Genomic DNA, 20,147 nt, shown 5'->3' with positions numbered 1-20,147 from the left:
GTTCCGGGGGCATGTCAAATTTTACCACAGAGGACACAGAGTGACACAGAGATAATTCTAAGTTGTTGATTACTATAGTAAATACTCTGTGCTACTCCGTGGTGAAAAGACTTTCGACGCACCTCCATGACTTAAAAATCACTCTGTGTTACTCTGCGCCTTCTGTGGTGAGTTTTTCAGTGGAATCCGATTCCTTTTCCTTCCCTTTCCAAACCTTTTCTTGCGGATTTTGTTTCCATCCTTGTAACTCTAATCCCAAGAATTATGGACGCTGCAAATACATCGAATACTTCTGATAAGAAAAAGTTTATCTGGCTGGTGATATTGCTTATCATCGCTTTTGTCGTTGCCATTGTATGGTGGTGGAACTATCGGAAATACGTCTCTACGATAGACGCAAATCTCGATGGCGGCCGTGTCAACGTTTCCGCCCGTGTGATGGCTCCGCTGTCTGCGGTCTTCAAACACGAAGGAGACAGCGTGAAGAGAGGTGAATTACTGGCCATGCTGGACAGTACGGCGACTGAGAATTGCCGGATCGTTTCGCCGGTAGATGGCCTGATAGCCAAACAGTGGGTGGTTCCCGGCGATTTGTTGCAGCCGGGCGAAAACATCTTCACTCTGAACGAAGGTAAAGAACTCTGGGTGGCTGTCTATTTGCAGGAGACTAAATTTAACGAGATCCGTATGGGACAATCGGCCCTTTTCACCCTCGACGCCTATCCCGGACTGACGTTTTATGGAAAGATTTTCTACATTGGTGCCAACGCTGCATCCGAGTTTTCCCTGATTCCTCCCGATAATGCTTCCGGCAATTATACGAAGGTAGCCCAAAGGATTCCATTGAGAATCTCGATCGACCGGGTGGAAGGGAAAGAGAAATTGAAAGCAAATCTCCGCCTGCTTTCGGGGATGTCTGCTAACGTGAAGATTATCAAAGAATGAAAGAAGGTTCTTCTTATAAGTGGATCGTACTGGGCAACATTATGATAGGCACCTTTATGGCGGTGCTCGACTCTACTGTTGTCAACACCGGACTGCCTGTGATAATGGGTACGCTCGGTGCGGACATCAATGTGGCCGAATGGGTACTGACGGGATACATGCTTTCGATGGCAAGTATTCTGCCTGCCGCCGGATGGCTGTCCGAACGCTTCGGTTATAAAAAGATCTATTTCTTATCCTTGCTTGTCTTTACAGCCGGCTCCTTCATGTGTGGAAGTTCGTCCACTATCGAAGAACTTATTTTCTGGAGGGTGATCGAAGGCTTTGGATGTGGCATGCTCCTTCCCGTCGGTATGGCTATTGTGAGCGATGTATTTCCGCCCGAACAACGGGGGACGGCATTGGGATTCTGGTCTATCGCTTCCGCCGCTTCGGTCTCTTTTGGTCCTACCATTGGTGGATACCTGGTTGATTACATGGACTGGAACTATATCTTTTACGTCAATATCCCGATAGGGATTCTCGCTTTGATCGTAACTGCCATTGTACAGAAGGAACATGTGAAAGGAACCAAAGTTCCCTTCGATATTCCCGGTTTCATCACTTCTGCCATTTTCCTGCCTGTCTTTATGTATGGGCTTTCCGAAGTCAATTCGTCCACCAACTCCATGGGATGGAACAGCCCCGTAGTGCTCGGAGCTATGTGGATTGCGGTGGTCACCTTTATTTTGTTTCTCTACTTTGAATTCACTGTCAGGACACCGCTTATCAATCTGCGCCTGTTTGTTGACAAGGACTTTGCGTTATCCAACCTGATCCTGTTTGTCTTTGGTATCGGTATGTTCGGCAGTACGTTCCTCATTCCTCTTTATTTGCAGGACAATCTGGGGTACTCTGCTTTGCAGGCCGGTATGTTTTTTATGCCTGTGGGCATTATCCAGGGAGTCGCTTCGCCTTTATCGGGTAAACTGATGCAGCGCATCAATCCCAAAGTCTTTATTGTGTCGGGCATTCTGTTGATGGCCGTCAGTTTCTATATGAACTATTACCTCTCTTTCCTGACCGAAAAGTGGTACATTATGCTGAGTCTCTATTTGCGCGGGTTGGGTATGGGCTTGCTTTTCACTCCGTTGCTGACTCTGTCGTTGGTGAATATCCGTAACAGCGATATGGCACAAGCCTCCAGTATCACCAATATTGTCCGGCAGATGGGAGGAAGTTTTGGGGTGGCCATCTTCAGCCATCTGCTGACGCAGCGTACGGCTTTTCATACACAGCGATACAGCGAAGCCCTGAACTATACAGGAGACGTATACCGCCAGACTATTCACTCTTTAAGCCGCTTCATAGAACATACGGGAGGCAACACACCCGATACCGCCAAGGAAGTGGCAGAAATGCTGGTACTGAAGCGTATCGATCTGGAGGGATATATCAGTGCCATCAACGACGATTTCTTCATTGCCTTTATTGTCACGTTGCTGTGCGTTGTTCCGGTACTGTTTCTCAGGACGAAAAAAAGATAATGTATGTAGTTTCGTACTTACATATAGGTATGAAGTGAATGATTTATCACTTCATTTTATTACTTTTGCCACTTATTCAATAACCGTATCTTAAAAACAACAAAAAACATGCGACAAACAATTGCTTCAAAAACTCCCCGTATCGAGGTTGTAGATGCCTTGCGCGGCTTTGCCGTAATGGCGATCCTGCTGGTTCACAACCTTGAACATTTTATCTTTCCTGTATATCCCAATGCTGCTTCCCAGCCGGAGTGGCTCAATATTCTCAACGAAGGAGTGTTCAGTGTCACGTTTTCACTGTTCGCAGGAAAAGCCTATGCCATCTTCGCTCTGCTCTTCGGATTAACGTTCTACATACAATATGCCAATCAACAGAAGAAAGGGAAAGATTTCGGTTACCGTTTTCTCTGGCGTCTGCTCCTGCTGGGTGGTTTTGCTACCTTGAATGCAGCGTTCTTTCCGGCGGGAGATGTCCTGCTGCTGTTTTGTGTGGTCGGTATCTTTCTGTTTATTGTCCGCAAATGGAGTGACCGGGCAGTATTTATCCTGGCTGTCTTCCTGCTGTTGCAGCCCGTGGAGTGGTACCACTACGTGATGAACCTTGTCAATCCGTCCCATTCCTTACCCGATTTAGGAGTAGGGCAGATGTATGCTGAAGTGGCGGACTATACCAAAGAGGGAGATTTCTGGAAGTTCATCTGGGGGAATGTGACCTTGGGGCAGAAGGCGAGCCTGTTTTGGGCGATAGGTGCAGGGCGTTTCCTGCAAACGGCCGGACTGTTTTTGCTGGGAATGCTGATCGGACGGAAACAATTATTTGTCACCTCGGAGAGCACGACCCGTTTTTGGGTAAAAGCACTGATCTGGTGTGCTGTGTTATTCGGTCCTCTCTATCAGTTGAAAGTACAATTGACGGATGCCGGCCAGCCGGACATGATACGCCAGACGGTGGGTGTGGTGATGGATATGTGGCAAAAGTTTGCTTTCACAGTAGTGCTGGTTGCTTCGTTCGTATTGTTATACCAAACGGAAAAGTTCAAGAAGCTGACTGCCGACTTGCGCTTTTACGGTAAGATGAGTCTGACGAACTACATCTCCCAGTCCATTGCCGGAGCCATTATCTATTTCCCGTTTGCGCTCTATTTGGCGCCTTATTGCGGGTATGCCGTCAGTTTGCTGATCGGTTTTCTGTTCTTCCTCTTGCAGGTTCGCTTCTGCAAATGGTGGTTGAAAGGACATAAGCAGGGACCGTTGGAAAGCCTTTGGCACAAATTGACCTGGCTTCGTTCGGAATAAACGGGTGGAGTGAATCCATCGGCCGTTCGTACACAAAGCGGCTGTGTCAAAACTCACCACAGAGGACACAGAGTAACACAGAGGAGATTTTAAGTTGTTGATTATTAATAAAAAGACTCTGTGCTACTCTGTGTTACTCTGTGGTGAAAAGAGTTTCGACACAGCCCCGCTTCTGTATATGACACCGTTATACTTGCCAGCCCATTGTTTTCTCTTGTATGGACCATAGCTTGTAATAGAGTCCTTCCCGTCCGATCAGTTCTCGGTGTGTACCTTGTTCCGTGACGCATCCGTTTTCAAGCACGATAATCTTATCCGCGTTCTTGATGGTCTTCAGGCGGTGTGCGATGACAATCACCGTCCGTCCGGCAATCAGCGTGTTGATTGCTTTCTGTACATCTACTTCATTCTCCGGATCGAGGGAGGCCGTTGCTTCATCCAGCAATACAACGGGAGCTTCTTTCAAGATGGCACGTGCGATGGAGACGCGTTGTTTTTCTCCTCCCGAAAGCGTACAACCTCCTTCGCCCACCATCGTGTCGTACCCATTGGGGAGTTTCATGATGAATTCGTGGCAGCAGGCTTTCCGGGCGGCATCTTCGATTTCTTCATCCGTAGCGTCTGCTTTTCCGAAGCGGATGTTGTTCTTTATGGTATCTTGAAACAGATAAACATTCTGGAAAACCATGGAGATCTGCTTCATGAGGGCTTCCGGTTCTATCTCCGACATGTCGGTGTTGTTGAAGGTAACTTTTCCCTGTTGCGGGTCGTAGAAGCGGGCGCATAGTTTGAGCAGCGTGCTCTTTCCGCTGCCGGAAGGGCCGACCAGCGCAGTAAGACATCCTTGTTTCAAAGTGATGGAAATGTCATGCAGCACTTCCGTTTCTCCGTAGCCGAAGGTGACGTGCTCAAAACGGATGTCACCACTTTGGGGACTCTGTTTGTTCCCTTGCATTTCCGGTTCGCGCATCAGGCTCAGGATACGTCCGCCTGCGATAGAGAAGTAGCGGAACTCCGCAAAGTTGGTCAGTGCCGAAGTCAATGGATCGAACACACGCGAACCGACGATCAGAAACATGACGAAAGTCAGCAGGGAAAGTTCGCCGCCTATCAGCAGATAGGCACCGCAGAGGATCATCAGTGTCAGTCCTGCCCGGATAAGCGTGATGGACAATAGCACAAAGGGACCCATTAACGCTTCCTGACGCATGCTGGCACGACGTAATTCTGCGAAGGCATGGCGCAGACGTTCGAATTTTCCTCCTAACAGGTTGTAAGCTTTGATGATGCGTATTCCCTGCAAGTATTCTTCAAGGCGGCTGCCGGCATTGATTTTTGCCCGGATATGCTTTTTACCGAGACGCATCTGCAACCGGTTGCTGCCCAGCAAAACCAGTACGGCCAGAGGGAGGGCAATGAACATGGCTACAGACATGCGCCAGTCAATCCAGAGCAGAGAGAAGAAGGCGAGGAGAGGCATCACAAGAGCCCCCATCAATTGAGGTAGATGGTGGGATATGCCTGTCTCGGCAAGGGTAAAGTCGCTGATCATCATGCTTGCCAGGTCGCCCGGATCATGACGGAACAGGCTGCCAAGGGGAAGTTTACGCAAATGCTCTGCGAGTTCGATCCTTCCTTGGGCACTCATTTCGTAGGCTCCGCGGAAGTTATATCTGTATGCCTGTCTTTCGGCCATAGCCATGACGAACATATAGGCGACAAGGATACCGAAGATGATCCACAACCGTTGCATGTCCGGTCCCTGCCCGCTGCCGTCAAAAGCGCGAAAAAGAATATTGACCACTTCGATAGACAGCATAAACGGAATAATGTTCACTAAATTAGCGAGTACAGTGTAGCCGACAGGTTTACGCAGGCGTTCCGTGTGGCCGATGGTGATATTTTTAATTGCATTCATTGATTTATTTATATTTTGGAAGATACATCAGTCAGGATGGGCATTCGGTTTTCAGAGTCCATTGGAAGGCGTCGGTGTAGGCATCCCACATCTTTTTATATACTCCTTCCTTCCGGCTCAGTTCGGCGTGTACGCCTTTCTGTACGATCTCTCCTTCTTTCAGGACGATGATTTGGTTGGCAGAGATGATGGACGACAGGCGGTGGGCGATGATAATCACCGTTTTATCTTTGATCAGTTCCTGCAGAGCCAGTTGCATTTTGTATTCGTTTTCGGGGTCGGCAAAGGCGGTGGCTTCATCCAGTACCAGGATGGGAGAGTTCTTCAGGATGGCACGGGCGACAGACACTCTTTGTTCTTCTCCTCCGGAAAGATATACACCGCCTTCTCCTATCAGCGTTTGGTAACCTTGGGGCAGCCGTCCGATAAATTCGTCACACTGTGCCGCACGAGCTGCCGCATGCACTTCCTCTTCCGTAGCGTCGGGTTTGCCCACGCGTATGTTTTCGTAGAGAGTGTCGAAGAAGAGAAATGAATCCTGGAATACGAACGAGACCCGGTCCATCAGTTGCCCGGTCGCAATCTCCCGGATATTGATTCCGCCTATTTTAATGGCTCCTTGTGTGACATCCCAGAAGCGGGGGATCAGGTTGGCGATGGTCGATTTACCGGAACCGGAAGGACCTACAAGTGCGGTTATTTCGCCGGCATGTGCGGTGAAACTGATGTCTTTCAATGCTTCTGTACGTGTGGTTTCCTTGGTGTTTTCGTACGAGAAACTGACATGCTCAAAGCGGATATCGTGCTTATGGGGTGATTGCGGTATGACGGGTTCCGGCACTGGTTTTTCTTCAAAGATGGCATCCAGGCGGTTGACCCCTTCATCAATCTCCCGAGTATTCGATGCGAGAAAAGTGAGCTTGTGAAACGGGGCGGCTACACCCGGCCCTAATATAATGAAGAACAGATACACTCCGGCCAGTACCACATTGCCCGGTTCGCGGCTCAGCAGCAGTAAGCCCACCGGGAGGATGAACGTCACGATGGAGTTGAGCAGTACGGTGAACCACACCATACCCGGTTGGTAGGTGTCGCATACGTGCAGTGCGTATTTTTTGAATGCATAAATAGATTGGCTGAACTGACGGAAAGACGCGACTGTCTGCCCGAATATCTTTACGACCGGCATGCCTCGTACGTATTGCACGGCAGAGGCACTCATCTGTTCCGATGTGTCAAAGTATTGGCGGAAAAAATCTTTTGACTTCCGGCCGAACATCAGTGAGAATTGAACGAGTATGCTGATGACAATGGCCAGCAGGCAGGCTGCTGCCATCCATCCGTTGAGGCTGAAAAAGAGGACGAACATCACTGCTACCGTAGCGGCCGCATTCACCAGGTCGGGGATGGTGTGCGCGATAAACAATTCGATCTTCTCTACATTCTGTTCAAGCGCTTTTTTGATCGCTCCGGTAGAACTGTTGTTCAGATAGCCGAGAGGCAGTCTTCCGATATGTTCGGACAACCTGACCCGCAGTCCATAGAGGATACGGAAAGCGGCCATGTGTGAGGACATCAGTGCGCCGTACAGAAGTAGCAATCCGCCGATGAGTCCGGCAAAAGCTATCCAGCCCCAATCGGTCAGATACTCTTTGTCGACGTTGTTTATCTCGCCCGCATTTTCCAGTAAATTATTCAGTACCTGGTAGACTGCCAGGTAAGGAATCAGCATGCAACAGGCACTGAGTGCCGATAATACACCTGCCAGTATCAGCAGGCCTTTCTTCTCGCCCGCTATCTCAAACAGGCGGGGCAGTCCTTTTTTCTTTTTCATGTCCTATATCAATTAAATTTAGAGATGATGTTAAATGTGTTTCACAAAGGTGGTGACCATTTTCTGAATCTGAAATACCTAATAATGATGAAAATGTGTGAACAATCTACCTTGAAGCGGTGTTACACTTATTATCCCCATAAATAGGGATTGTTCCGTAAGGGAATACTTCTTATCTTTGCCACAAAACTAAACGGATGAAACAATGCTGTCAGAACATAATGCGATGGTTTTTGCCTGTACTCTTTATATCGTACATGGCAGGTATCACGCTCTTCACCCACTCACATGTAGTGAACGGGGTGACCATTGTCCATTCGCACCCGTTTAAGAAAGATTCTCCCCATAGTCACACCACAGTCGAATTTCAATTGATTCATTTGCTGAACCATGTGGTGACTACCGGAGCCGGTCTCTTCTTTCTATCCCTTCAGTTTATTGCTTGTCTGCTCTATACGCTTTTGTGGCGTCCGGAGAGGGCAGGATACCATTCGTCTGTTACAGGCGTGGTATCGTTGAGAGCGCCGCCTTCAGCCGTATAAAGCATCTCTCTCACTCTTACTGCTTTATTTAGAGAAACTTATTTAGTAATTTTACTATCCAGAAACGAAAATGAAGAAATATATATTTTTCCTCGTTAGCCTGTGCTGTGCCTTGTTGCCGGCTATGGCCGACCAACCGGAACACCCGGAACTGAAAGCTTCCGATGCGAATATCATCGGACATGTACTCGATAAAAAAACGGGTGAACACCTCTCTTATATAACGATTGCTCTGAAAGGAACCACGATTGGCACCGTGACGGATGCTACCGGACACTATTTCCTTAAAAACCTTCCCGAAGGGGATTTCGTCCTCGAAGCCAGTTCGGTTGGTTATAAAACCATCAGCCGCAACGTCACGCTTAAAAAGGGGAAGACGCTTGAAGAAAACTTCGAGCTGGAAGAGGATGCCGTAGCCCTCGACGGAGTGGTGGTGTCTGCCAATCGAAGTGTGACCAAACGGAGGCTGGCACCTACGCTGGTCAATGTGGTGGATATGAAGATGTTCGAGAATACGAACTCGCCTACACTCTCGCAAGGACTGAACTTTCAGCCCGGTGTGCGTGTGGAGACGAATTGCCAGAACTGCGGGTTCCAGCAGGTGCGCATCAATGGTTTGGACGGCCCCTATACGCAGATTCTTATCGATTCGCGTCCCATCTTCAGTGCCCTTTCCGGTGTTTATGGTTTGGAGCAGATTCCTGCCAACATGATTGAGCGGGTAGAGGTGATGCGTGGTGGAGGTTCTGCGCTGTTTGGTTCGTCTGCCATTGCCGGAACCATCAATATCATCACTAAAGAGCCGTTACGCAATTCGGGGCAGTTGGCACACACCATTACTTCTATTGGCGGCAGCTCGTCTTTCGACAATAATACCTCGCTGAATGCTTCGCTGGTGACCGACGATCACCGGGCAGGACTCTATGTGTTCGGTCAGAACCGACATCGCGATGCGTATGATCACGACGGGGACGGTTATTCCGAAATGCCTAAACTCAAAAACCAGACAGTAGGTTTCCGTTCGTTCCTGAAAACAAGTACATACTCCAAACTAACGTTTGAGTATCATCACTTGCAGGAGTTCCGCCGTGGCGGCAACATGCTGAACCGTCCGCCTCACGAAGCCGATATTGCCGAGCAGATTCAGCATTCCATCAATGGTGGGGGATTGAAGTTCGACTATTTTGCTCCGAACGAAAAGCACCGCCTGACACTGTATACATCGGCACAGCATACGGACCGCGACAGCTATTACGGTAGTAAAAAGGACCTGAATGCCTATGGAAAGACGACGGACCTGACCTTTATCGGCGGTTCCCAGTATGTGTACAGTTTCGATAAATGCCTCTTTATGCCTGCCGATCTGACTGCCGGGCTGGAATATAACCGTGACAATCTGAAGGATGATATGTGGGGATACAATCGCTATACCAGGCAGACGGTGAATATCGGTAGCGCTTTCTTCCAGAACGAATGGAAAAATGAAAAGTGGAGTATCTTGCTGGGCGGACGTCTGGACAAGCATAATCTGATCAACCATGTCATCTTCAGTCCCCGTGCCAATTTGCGTTTCAATCCTACACAGGACGTCAACCTCCGTCTGAGCTATTCTTCCGGATTCCGTGCCCCCCAGGCTTTTGATGAAGACCTGCATATTGAGAATGTGGGCGGAACGGTGTCTATGATTGAGCGCGCCAAGAATCTCAAAGAAGAGAAGTCGCAGAGTTTCAGTGCTTCGGCGGATATGTATCACCGCTTCGGTGCTTTTCAGGTGAACTTCCTGGTAGAAGGTTTCTATACCAAGCTGTCGGATGTGTTTGTTCTCGAGAACATCGGAGTGCGGGACGGGATTCTGATTAAAGAACGTCGCAATGGTTCGGGAGCGAAAGTGCTGGGACTGTCGATGGAAGGAAAAATGGCTTACCTCTCTTTGTTCCAGTTGCAGGCGGGAGTCACCTTGCAGCAAAGCCGCTATGACGAACCCGAAAAATGGAGTGAAACGGCACCGGCTCAGAAGAAGATTTTCCGTACTCCGAATACCTATGGATATTTCACGGCAACCTATACCCCTGTCAAACCGCTCTCCGTTTCCTTGTCGGGAACCTATACCGGTTCGATGCTGGTGCAGCATATGGCAGGTTATATCAAGAATGACATAGCGGTCAATACGCGCGATTTCTTCGATATGGGAGTTAAGTTGGCCTATGATTTCAAACTTTATAAGACGATAGACCTCCAGTTGAGCGCCGGTGTACAAAATGTGTTCAACGCTTATCAGAACGACTTTGATCAGGGAGTGGAACGTGACTCCGGATATATCTATGGGCCGGCTGCTCCGCGAAGCTATTTTGCCGGAGTAAAGATCAGCTATTAAGCCCGTTGCAATTAGTCTGGAAACCGAGCCTCTGCTTGGTTGAAACGAAGGCTCTGTCCCGGTCGGACGGAGCCTTTGTTCTGTCCGGACAGAGCCTCTGTTTTACTTCGGCAGAGGCTCCGATTGAAAAAAGTATCTCTCTGAACACAAATATCTGATTTATTGTTTTTATATTTGTCGGCAGATTGGTTCGCCAAAGCTTTCCTGCTTCTGGCGATTAAAAGGGAACCGGGTGTGACTCCCGGACAGTCCCGCTGCTGTGAGGCTTTAATACAAACATTCCGATCGGATACTCTTTTGCCACTGGCTCGTGTAAGCCGGGAAGGCGTTCGGAATGGAAGCTAAGTCAGAAGACCTGCCACTCTCGCTGATAAGTCTTGGTTCCTCGTGGGTTAGGAGCAAAGCACAATAGTAACAATCAATATTAAAAACGTAGAGCGTATGGAAAAAGTAGTTCCTCCGTTCAAAGTAGACGTTGCCGGTACTTTTCTTCTGCCTCCTGCATTGAGAGAAGCCCGTGAGCAATATCGAAACGAACAAATCAGCCTGCTTACTTTGCGTGCTGTCGAAGATGCCGAAATACGGAATCTGGTAGACAGACTGAAGGCAGAAGGGCTGAAGGTGGTCACCGACGGCCGTTTCCGCAGTGATGCGTGGCCGCTCGACTTTATGTGCGGATTGGATGGCATCCGATTTCGGGATGACAGAAAGACTTCTGTCGAACTGACCGGCAGGATTGATGTGCATCGTCATCCGGTGCTCGATGATTTTGTTTTTCTTACCGGGGTAACCGGCGGAGATGTAATAGCTAAGCAGGTGCTTCCGGCGCCTTCGCGCCTGCTGGCCGAATTGATGAAGGACGCAAACCGGACGCAACTTGATCTGATTTATCCCGAACTCGAGACATTGCTGGTGGATATTGCACAGGTGTATCAGAAGCTGATTATGGAATTGTATAAATCGGGTTGCCGTTATCTGCAACTCGATGACGCAACGCGCACGGTGACAGATAATGCTATTCGTGTCAACAACATGGCTTTGGAAAATCTGCCTGCCGACCTTTACATTGCTTTTCACTCGCCTACCGAAATGCTTTTCTCACTACAGGGCATCAATGCTTTTTTCCTCGACTATGATTCGGAATGTTGTGGCAAAAACCGTTTGCTGTGGTTCATACGGGAAAAGCAATCGGTTTTTGGTTTCGTCCTTTCCCATTATCCCGTAGAGGAAGAGTTGGAAGAACTAAGGGCTAAGATCGACCAGATTGTACGTTATATTCCCTCGCACCGCTTCTCACTCTGCATTCCCAATGCTGAGGTACTACCTTCGGAATCTTATGAAGAGGCTGAGGAGAAGCAATGGCATACGCTGAGAATGGCTGAAATGGTTGCGGGAGAACTTTGGCCCGAAGAGGAATAGAACTTCTTTATAACTATAGTATATTTTCGTGGAACAGATTCGTAAGAGCCTGTTTAGAGGGGCCCGGGCGATGTGATTTCGACCGGGCTTTTTTATACCTTTTTCAGAAAATGATGTATCTTTGAACCCTGAAACAACTATATCCCTGTTTTTACAACTATGATGACACATAAACTACTATTAGCCGCACTGATGGGTTCTGTCTGCATCTCGTGCGGACATCCGCCTCACAAAGGCGGAAGCGAAAAAGAAGCGTTGGGTAAACTCCTCTTCCATGATACTTCGCTCTCTGAACCATCCGGACAGTCGTGCGCCACTTGCCATGCCGTCTCCCGGGGATTTGCCGATGAACAGTCGCGTGCCATATCCGAAGGCGCAGTGCAGGGACTCTTTTCTCAGCGCAATTCCATGTCGGTATGTTATGCCGCTTTTGTGCCTGAGTTACATTATGATGATGAAGATGAAAGCTATGTGGGAGGTCTGTTTTGGGACGGCCGTTCTCCTTCTTTGCAGGATCAGGCGGGTGTTCCTTTGCTGAATCCGGTGGAAATGGGGAATAAGGACAAACAAATGGTGGCCGAAAAGGTGAGACGTACTCCGTATTATGACCGTTTGATACGGATATATGGCGAAACGGGTAATGCCGATTCGCTGTTTGCTTACGTTACGGACGCACTGGCGGCTTATCAGTCATCCAAAGAAATCAATCCTTTTACATCCAAGTACGATGCCTATAAAAAAGGAAATTATCAGCTGACCGCACAGGAAGCGCGTGGAAAGGAGCTTTTTAAGGAGAAAGGGCAATGTGCCGAATGCCATGTCCTGGATCGTGACAAGCGGGCACACCGCACGTTGTTTACCGATCATACTTATGATAATCTGGGTATACCGAAGTTGCCGGATCATCCGCATTATAAGGTGCCGGCAGAATATTTCCTGCTAACTGCCGATTCGGTGGATTTGGGGTTGGGGGCTATTGTCAATGCTGAAAGTGAGAATGGCAAGTATCGTGTGCCTACGTTGCGCAATGTGGAACTCACGGCTCCATATGGACATAACGGTTATTTTAAGACACTTGAGGAGATTGTGCATTTCTATAATGTGCGGGACGTGAGTGATGAATTTCCACCTGCCGAGTATCCTGCTACCGTGAACAAGGATGAATTGGGAAATCTCGGACTGACACAGGAAGAAGAAGCTGACATCGTGGCCTTTATGAAAACGCTGACCGATGGCTACATGAAAGTTCATAGATCAGAAAAACGATAAATCCCCAAAAACGGCCTCAGTACCGGTTTGCCGGGTGAGGCCGCATCATCGTTTATGGTTTCAACAGAACTTTATCGATATACCCTTTTAGTTGCTCTTTGGATAGAGCCCCCATGCTTACTTGGGGCTCTCCCTTCATCGGTACAAACCAGAGGGTGGGAATACTCTGTATGCCGAAAGCCTTTGCCAGTTCCGGTTCTTTGTCTACATCTACTTTATAGATATAAATCTTTCCGGCATACTCTTTGGATAATTCTTCAAGGATCGGAGCAACCATTTTGCAGGGACCGCACCAGTCGGCATAAAAGTCTACGATAGCCGGTTTGTCACCCAGGTATTTCCATTCCTTCGAATGGTTTTCATAGTCGGCTACCTTCTTTAGAAACTCTGCACGAGTCAGGTGGATGGTTCCCGGTTGCGGTTTTTCCGTTTGTACCGTATCTGCGCCGGTAGTTGTCTTGTTCTCGGATGTCCCTTTGCAAGATGCAAAGGCCAGCAATCCTATAAATAGGAAGGGGATAAGAATGCTCTTTTTCATTTTTCTGCTTTTTAATGGTTATTAATGGACGATCTCTTTTTTCCAGGTGATGCCACTGATATCGGTCAGTACCAATTCGTATTTTCCTTTGGGCAAAGTTCCCATAGCCGGATCATTGACTGTAAGGGTTGCTTTGCTTCCGAGCGGAATCACCAGGCTATGCTTACCCGGAGCTACCCGGGCAATGTATTTGTTATCGATATTTCCGATTGGGAAGTCAGCCAGTTCTTCTCCTTTCTTTTCTAACACAACGTGTCCGTTGGCGTCTTTCAGGCTGATACCGATCAGGAAAGAGCCGTATACATCGGCACCTTCAACACGATAAACACTGAATGACAAAGAGTTGTTCTCTATTTGTGCGTCGGATATTTCAATCTTCGGTTTGACGGACTTATTGTGCAGTGGTCCCCAGACACCGTTGTGAAACTCTTGGTTGGTGTACAGGGTCAGTACGAAGATGACGATGGCACCTGCCACACTGATATTGGCAAAGCGTTTGGTCTTTAAAGGTAATTCTCCGGAGGTCAGCCATACCAGCCAGCCTGCTTTCTTCCGTAAGGCGAATTTTCGCTCTGTCAGATAATCGACCGAGTATCTTCCACCACCGGAAAGGAAGATAGTGAATCCGGCAGCTACTCCCAGAATACCGATTTGCCATTCGTCCAGGCAGGTTGTTCCTAACCATCCGGATCCTAAGAGGATACCGGTGGCCAGACTGAATACACCGATACTCATCAGGCGGGTGAAGAACCCTAACATATAGAGTAACCCGACTACCCCTTCGACAAGGGTGAAGATCACCATTGCCCACCACAACATATCGGGGGTGGATACCAGATATTCGATTACCGGACGGATACCTATCGAGTTCGGAAGGAAATGGTTGAACTTTTCTCCGATGTATCCGGCACTGTCCGGTATCAGTTTATTTTCGAGTACAAGGCGTCGCCAGAAGGCTGAAAAGTAAGTCCATCCCACTACGAGGCGCAGTGAAAGCGTAAACATGCCTGCAAGTAAGTAGGCTCTTGATTGTTCTTGTTCGTTTGCGGTTGCCATAAGATGTGGGGATTAGTCGGTTCTTTTCGGGGTACTGCCTGTCTTAAACAGGTTCAGAAGTAATCCGCCCATCACAGCTCCCCAAAGGGTGCTGTTGACCGGCGAGGAGGTAATGGGACAAGTGCCGCCGGTGCAGCCTACGTATTTCCAATACAGGAATCCTCCTACAGCTCCTATTGCCAGTCCGACAAATGTGAGCAGGTTCTTTTTGAAGAATGCTTTAATCATCTTGTTTTCGGGTATTTTTAATTAATTGTTTTCTTATAAAACAAATTTCCTGCGGAAAGTACTACGGGGATAACATTCTTTATGAAATAGAGGTAGGCGAAACCGGCACGGTTTATCAGGCGACTGTGGGGTTGTATGGGGGGGGCAAGTGGGCTCGCTACAATGTGACACAGAGTTCCGCAAGGCTGGCTGTTATTTTCCCTCTGCGAAACTCTGTGTCATCCTGTTGGTTCATTCCGGCGTGGCTGTATCCTTCTGCCGGATGAACCGTGTCCTTGTACTGAAAACAATCTGAAACTTAGCCGGCAATCTTTATATTTTCTTTTTTACTGCAATATCGTTTACATTGTTGGCAGATATCGTATCCGAGCATGGCGCCTAATATGAAATCTTCTTCCGGAGTGAGATGGTTCAAAGGCCGAATAATGATATGCCGTATGGCTTCCATACATTCGGCCTTACCAAAGAACAGATTTATCTTATTGGTATTTACTTCTTGTATCAGGTAACTGATATTCTGTTTTTCCAGACGTTGTATGGCAAACGCTTCGTGCTCCTTATTCATGGTGTAGAGCACCATGTTGCGTATCCCTTTCTTGAATTCGTATACATGGTTCAGGAAAATTCGTATTTCACCCGGAACCTTTCGTTCGATAGCCATAACGTTCGTTGGAATTTTAAATTAGTTGATACATTCTTTTTTTAAAGATTCAGTCCATTGGGCAATACGCTCGTCGGTCTTGTTGTCTTCGTTAACTTCATCCAAAGGAAGTCCCACGAATTTGCCATTGACTACTGCGACAGAAGAGTCGAATGTGTAGCCGGACGGGTCGGTTGCTCCGCAGAAGGTGCAATGGGTGTCTTTCAGCTCTTCGTACAGGATACCGATGCCGTCGCAGAAGGTATCGCCGTATGAATCTGAGTCGCCGCAACCGAAGAGCGCTACAAATTTGTGAGACAGGTCGGCCTTCTTCAGCACTTTAATGCCATCATACCAATCATCCTGAAGTTCGCCTGCTCCCCATGTAGAGGTGCCCAGCACTAATACATCATACTCTTTCACTAACTCGTCGTTCAGTTTTGAGGCATCGTGGATGTCACCTTTAGGAACGTTCAGTTTTTCTGCAATCCGGCGGGCTACATCTTCGGTAGTCCCCGTTGTGGAACCGTAAAATACTCCAATTTTATTCATTTTCTGATCTTGTTTTTAAATGATGTGGCAAAGATAAGAGGTTCGGAAGAAACAGAAAATCCCCATTTATAGTGGAAATAACAGGGTAGTTATCACTATAAATGGGGAGTAAAGGGGGCGATTGTTATTAATGATGGAATAGCCGGATGCCCGTAAAGGCCATCGCTATGTCGTATTTGTCACAGGTATCTATCACATGGTCGTCACGAACTGATCCACCGGGCTGGGCAATGTAGCTCACGCCGCTTTTGTGCGCACGTTCAATGTTGTCTCCAAAAGGAAAGAAGGCATCCGAGCCTAAAGCTACGCCCGATTGCGTATCGAGCCATGCACGCTTTTCTTCACGGGTCAGCACTTCCGGTTTCCGGGTGAAGAACTGTTCCCATACGCCGTCGGCCAGCACATCCATATAGTCGTCCGAGATATATACGTCGATCGTGTTGTCACGGTCGGCACGGCGTATCTTTTCTTTCCAAGGCAGATTCATCACTTTCGGATGTTGGCGCAAATACCAGATGTCGGCTTTGTTTCCGGCCAGGCGGGTACAATGGATGCGTGATTGCTGTCCTGCACCAATGCCGATGGCTTGCCCGTCTTTGGCATAGCATACGGAGTTGGACTGTGTATACTTCAAAGTGATCAGGGCGATAATCAAGTCACGTTTGGCATCAGCCGGAATGTTCCGGTTCCGGGTAGGCATTTCTTTTAGCAGGCTTTCGTCAATCTTCAGTTCATTGCGTCCCTGCTCAAATGTAATGCCGAATACGTCTTTATGTTCGATGGGGGCCGGACGGTATGCCGGATCTATCCTGATTACATTATAAGTACCTTTCCGTTTGTTTCTCAGAATCTCGAGTGCCTCCGGAGTGTAGCCGGGAGCAATGACTCCGTCCGACACTTCACGGTTGATGATGCGGGCTGTCGGTTCGTCGCAAACATCAGAAAGGGCGATGAAATCTCCGTAAGATGACATCCGGTCGGCACCCCGGGCACGGGCGTACGCAGTTGCCATCGGAGAAAGTTCCATGTCGTCTACGAAATAAATCTTCTTCAATGTTTCGCTCATTTCCACTGCTATCGCGGCACCTGCCGGACTTACGTGCTTGAATGAAGCGGCAGCCGGAAGTCCGGTTGCTTCTTTCAGTTCTTTCACTAACTGCCAACTGTTCAAGGCGTCCAGCAGATTGATATATCCGGGTCTGCCGTTCAGGACCTCGATGGGCAGTTCGCCTTCCTTAATAAAGATACGCGCGGGTTTTTGGTTGGGGTTACAACCATATTTCAGCTCCAGTTCGTTTGTCATATTGTTATGTTTTAGTTGATTGATGCAAAGGTAAAAAATAGTGGTGAACGATGAAGGATAATCCATGATTTTGTTGTTTACATGCCGTCCTGTTTCGTCATTTCTTGTGTTTTTTTAGTTTATTTATCGTGAAAATACCTATTTATAGTGATTGCGTACCATCTAAATATTGTGTTTCTTTGCACCCGTAATATAATTAAGGTGTTGATGGATAAACTACAAAAATATAAACCAACCGATAAAATGATCGACCTTATCGGTGATAATTATTCTCTTTTACAAGTTATGAGCCGCTTTGGGCTTTCATTAGGGTTTGGTGACAAGACAGTGAAAGAGGTCTGTGAGATGAACAATGTAGATTGCCATACATTTTTGGTTGTTGTGAATTTCATGGCTGAAGGGTTCTCACGTATGGACGGCAGTGCCGACGATATTTCCATACCGGCTTTGGTCGATTATCTGAGACAAGCGCATATCTATTTTCTCGATTACTGTCTGCCGGCCATCCGGAGGAAGTTGATTGAAGCCATTGACTGTTCGCAGGACGATGTTTCATTCCTTATTCTGAAGTTCTTCGACGGATATATGCGGGAGGTACGCAAACATATGGAGTATGAAGAAAAAACAGTGTTTAAGTATGTGGATACGCTGATTCATGGCAATGCGCCTAAGAATTATCAGATCAGCACTTTCTCAAAACATCACGAGCAGGTAGGAGAGCGGCTTACGGAGCTGAAAAACATTATTATTAAATATTGTCCGGCCAAGGCAAATACCAATGTGCTGAATGCAGCCTTGTTTGATATTTATGCTTGTGAGGAAGGGCTTGAATCACACTGTAAAGTAGAAGACTATTTGTTTGTTCCTGCCATTCTGAAACTGGAAAGGAGGATGCGAGAAAATGAAAAATAACGAATCAATCCGTATAGCTGTAGCCGAGACGTCGGTGATTATTCGCAGTGGCCTGACGCTGGCTTTGAAACGTTTACCCAATCTGAAAATTCAACCGGTAGAACTGCTGTCGGTAGAGGCACTCAACGATTGCCTGCGTACACAGTTCCCCGATATATTGGTGGTCAACCCTACATTTGGCGACTTTTTCGATGTGGCGCGTTTCCGTGAAGAGACTGCCGGCAAGGGAATCAGGGTAGTGGCATTGGTCAGTTCGTTTATCGATGCTTCGCTGCTTAGTAAGTATGATGCGTCCATTTCTATTTTCGATGACTTGGAGGCGTTGGCCAATAAAATCAATCTCTTGCAGAATATAGAACCCGAAGAAGAGGAGGATAGCCAGGAGGCTCTGAGTCAACGTGAGAAAGAGATCGTGATTTGTGTGGTGAAGGGAATGACCAATAAGGAAATTGCCGAAAAACTCTTTCTTTCTATCCATACGGTGATCACACATCGCAGAAATATCAGCAAGAAGCTGCAAATACACAGTGCGGCCGGTCTGACCATCTATGCTATTGTAAATAAGCTGGTTGAGCTAAGTGACGTAAAGGATTTATAGCTCTAAAAGAATGTTATAAAACATAAAACCGCTTGTCGGGTTAGAAAAAAGCCGTATCTTTGCAGTGCAGTTGGGAAATTGCTTTTTAAGGTAAAATAGAATATTAGGTATTAGATAAAGATTTAAGGTATTAAAAGTTTCAAGTGATTTTCAATTAGGTAAAGATTTTTAAAGGTAAAAGAATAATAGGTATTGAGAGTTTTTAGGTAAAAAGAAGATTGTGTTTTTAGGAATTTTGAGGTATTAAAGAAAAGCCTTTATGGCTTTTCTGATGTGGGGCGGGTAATTCTACTGAAGAATTTACTCGTTTTTTTATGCCCGGATTTTACTGTTTTCTCTTCACTGTTTCATATCCGGTTGATCTGTCCGGTAACCATATAAATAACAAAATCCCGACGAAATCACTTCGGCGGGATTGTTCCTTTTACTCAAATGTGGCTACGTAATAAAATTATGACTAATTAATTAAATTCTGATACTGCAAAGATAGCGTGTTTTCGCAGTTGCCACAATCCCCTTTTTAGGGTATATTACGTAAGATATCTCACTATATGTAGTTACTTTCGCCCATTCGGGCTTATTTTTTCCCAGATTTTGCTTTGCGGATTGAACTGCTTGATCACTTTGGCCGGACTGCCTGCACATACGGAGTAGGGGGGGACAGAACGGCTGACAACACTTCCTGCGGCTACCACCGAGTGCTTTCCCAGTGTCACGCCGGGCAAGATGACTGCATTGGCGCCTATCCACACGTCATCTTCAATCGTGACGGGCCGAGTGCTCACTCCTTGTTCATCTATACGTTTGTCTGCATCCTGATAGTTATGGTTAAGACCGGTCACCGTTACGTTCTGTGCCAGATTTACATGGTGACCGATGGTTGCAGGGCCGATAATTGTGTTTCCCAGTCCGATCCGGGTATAATCACCGATAATCAGGTCACCCACCGCATTGTTCAGACACGAAAAATCTTCTACTACCGAGTATTTTCCAAGAGAGAAAAGGTTGAACGGAGGGAGGTCGAGGCGTACGCTTCGGTATATCACGGAACCTTTTCCCCGCTTCAGGTAGAGAAAAGAGAATATGCGTATCCACCAGTTGGGACGTGTTTTCACCGGATGCATGATGAATCGGTGTACGGCTTGTTTAAGTGCAGGGTTCTGTTTGATTGTCTCTTTCAGTGCCATAGTCGGGGAG

18 protein-coding genes and 1 riboswitch are annotated in these 20,147 nt (G+C 47.4%); of the genes, 9 read left to right on the top strand and 9 right to left on the bottom strand.

Features of this window, described 5'->3' with window-relative positions; translation table 11 throughout:
* Window positions 1–264 precede the first annotated feature (264 nt).
* The 3 genes from DBK98_RS17325 (at window position 265) to DBK98_RS17315 (ending at window position 3,767) form a co-directional block, all read left to right on the top strand.
* A complete protein-coding gene (locus DBK98_RS17325) occupies window positions 265–945 on the top strand; it encodes an HlyD family secretion protein (RefSeq protein ID WP_032537032.1) in 681 nt (226 codons plus the stop codon).
* A complete protein-coding gene (locus DBK98_RS17320) occupies window positions 942–2,471 on the top strand; it encodes a DHA2 family efflux MFS transporter permease subunit (protein ID WP_005778382.1) in 1,530 nt (509 codons plus the stop codon). Before DBK98_RS17325 ends, DBK98_RS17320 begins: the two co-directional genes overlap by 4 nt.
* A gap of 108 nt (window positions 2,472–2,579) precedes the next feature.
* Window positions 2,580–3,767 carry a DUF418 domain-containing protein gene (locus DBK98_RS17315; RefSeq protein ID WP_022012601.1) on the top strand — a complete coding sequence of 396 codons (1,188 nt, stop codon included), beginning with the start codon at window positions 2,580–2,582 and terminating at the stop codon, window positions 3,765–3,767.
* A 187-nt stretch (window positions 3,768–3,954) separates the two neighbouring features.
* Here DBK98_RS17315 and DBK98_RS17310 read toward each other — a convergent pair whose 3' ends face one another.
* A complete protein-coding gene (locus DBK98_RS17310) occupies window positions 3,955–5,685 on the bottom strand; it encodes an ABC transporter ATP-binding protein (RefSeq protein WP_005806679.1) in 1,731 nt (576 codons plus the stop codon).
* Between the two features lie 31 nt (window positions 5,686–5,716).
* Window positions 5,717–7,519, bottom strand: coding sequence for an ABC transporter ATP-binding protein (locus tag DBK98_RS17305; protein ID WP_005806677.1), 1,803 nt, complete (start codon window positions 7,517–7,519; stop codon window positions 5,717–5,719).
* Between the two features lie 221 nt (window positions 7,520–7,740).
* Between DBK98_RS17305 and DBK98_RS17300 the strand changes: the two genes are divergently transcribed.
* The 4 genes from DBK98_RS17300 to DBK98_RS17285 all read left to right on the top strand — a co-directional run bounded on the left by DBK98_RS17300 (window position 7,741) and on the right by DBK98_RS17285 (window position 13,123).
* Window positions 7,741–8,061 (top strand): hypothetical protein, encoded by a 321-nt coding sequence (locus DBK98_RS17300; RefSeq protein ID WP_164932428.1) that lies wholly within the window; start codon window positions 7,741–7,743, stop codon window positions 8,059–8,061.
* A 70-nt stretch (window positions 8,062–8,131) separates the two neighbouring features.
* Window positions 8,132–10,435 carry a TonB-dependent receptor gene (locus DBK98_RS17295; protein WP_005778375.1) on the top strand — a complete coding sequence of 768 codons (2,304 nt, stop codon included), beginning with the start codon at window positions 8,132–8,134 and terminating at the stop codon, window positions 10,433–10,435.
* A 169-nt stretch (window positions 10,436–10,604) separates the two neighbouring features.
* A riboswitch (cobalamin riboswitch) is annotated at window positions 10,605–10,813 on the top strand.
* A 63-nt stretch (window positions 10,814–10,876) separates the two neighbouring features.
* Window positions 10,877–11,854 (top strand): methionine synthase, encoded by a 978-nt coding sequence (locus tag DBK98_RS17290; protein WP_005778371.1) that lies wholly within the window; start codon window positions 10,877–10,879, stop codon window positions 11,852–11,854.
* Between the two features lie 159 nt (window positions 11,855–12,013).
* Window positions 12,014–13,123 (top strand): cytochrome-c peroxidase, encoded by a 1,110-nt coding sequence (locus DBK98_RS17285; protein ID WP_005820604.1) that lies wholly within the window; start codon window positions 12,014–12,016, stop codon window positions 13,121–13,123.
* A gap of 52 nt (window positions 13,124–13,175) precedes the next feature.
* On the opposite strand, the gene trxA is transcribed toward DBK98_RS17285, so the two are convergent.
* From trxA to DBK98_RS17255, 6 genes are all read right to left on the bottom strand, one after another.
* Entirely contained in the window at window positions 13,176–13,661 is a 486-nt protein-coding gene (gene trxA / locus DBK98_RS17280) for a thioredoxin (RefSeq protein WP_022012604.1), read from the bottom strand.
* Window positions 13,662–13,682: 21 nt separating this feature from the next.
* Window positions 13,683–14,717 (bottom strand): TQO small subunit DoxD, encoded by a 1,035-nt coding sequence (locus DBK98_RS17275; protein WP_005806662.1) that lies wholly within the window; start codon window positions 14,715–14,717, stop codon window positions 13,683–13,685.
* A 12-nt stretch (window positions 14,718–14,729) separates the two neighbouring features.
* Window positions 14,730–14,945 (bottom strand): DUF6132 family protein, encoded by a 216-nt coding sequence (locus DBK98_RS17270; RefSeq protein WP_005778363.1) that lies wholly within the window; start codon window positions 14,943–14,945, stop codon window positions 14,730–14,732.
* A 298-nt stretch (window positions 14,946–15,243) separates the two neighbouring features.
* Window positions 15,244–15,606: a DUF2023 family protein gene (locus DBK98_RS17265; RefSeq protein ID WP_005778362.1), complete on the bottom strand. Its 363-nt coding sequence runs from the start codon at window positions 15,604–15,606 to the stop codon at window positions 15,244–15,246.
* 21 nt (window positions 15,607–15,627) lie between these two features.
* Complete coding sequence (fldA, locus tag DBK98_RS17260) at window positions 15,628–16,137, bottom strand: flavodoxin FldA (protein ID WP_005820601.1); 510 nt, start codon at window positions 16,135–16,137, stop codon at window positions 15,628–15,630.
* Window positions 16,138–16,264: 127 nt separating this feature from the next.
* Entirely contained in the window at window positions 16,265–17,440 is a 1,176-nt protein-coding gene (locus DBK98_RS17255; protein ID WP_032537055.1) for a phosphoribosylaminoimidazolecarboxamide formyltransferase, read from the bottom strand.
* A gap of 207 nt (window positions 17,441–17,647) precedes the next feature.
* Here DBK98_RS17255 and DBK98_RS17250 point away from each other — a divergent pair, with 207 nt between their 5' ends.
* Both DBK98_RS17250 and DBK98_RS17245 read left to right on the top strand, forming a co-directional pair.
* On the top strand, window positions 17,648–18,352 hold the full coding sequence (locus tag DBK98_RS17250; RefSeq protein WP_005778355.1) for a hemerythrin domain-containing protein: 705 nt from the start codon (window positions 17,648–17,650) through the stop codon (window positions 18,350–18,352).
* Window positions 18,342–18,950 carry a response regulator transcription factor gene (locus DBK98_RS17245; RefSeq protein WP_005806654.1) on the top strand — a complete coding sequence of 203 codons (609 nt, stop codon included), beginning with the start codon at window positions 18,342–18,344 and terminating at the stop codon, window positions 18,948–18,950. The genes DBK98_RS17250 and DBK98_RS17245 overlap by 11 nt, the downstream gene beginning before the upstream one ends.
* Window positions 18,951–19,507: 557 nt before the next feature.
* Here DBK98_RS17245 and DBK98_RS17240 read toward each other — a convergent pair.
* Complete coding sequence (locus DBK98_RS17240; RefSeq protein ID WP_005806651.1) at window positions 19,508–20,137, bottom strand: DapH/DapD/GlmU-related protein; 630 nt, start codon at window positions 20,135–20,137, stop codon at window positions 19,508–19,510.
* Window positions 20,138–20,147 lie beyond the last annotated feature (10 nt).

It is taken from the genome of Bacteroides sp. PHL 2737 (genome assembly GCF_004115325.2).
In the GTDB taxonomy this organism is placed as follows: Bacteria; Bacteroidota; Bacteroidia; order Bacteroidales; family Bacteroidaceae; genus Bacteroides; species Bacteroides hominis.
The sequence above is the reverse complement of the archived record's forward strand: the minus strand, read 5'-3'. Positions and strand labels throughout refer to the sequence as shown.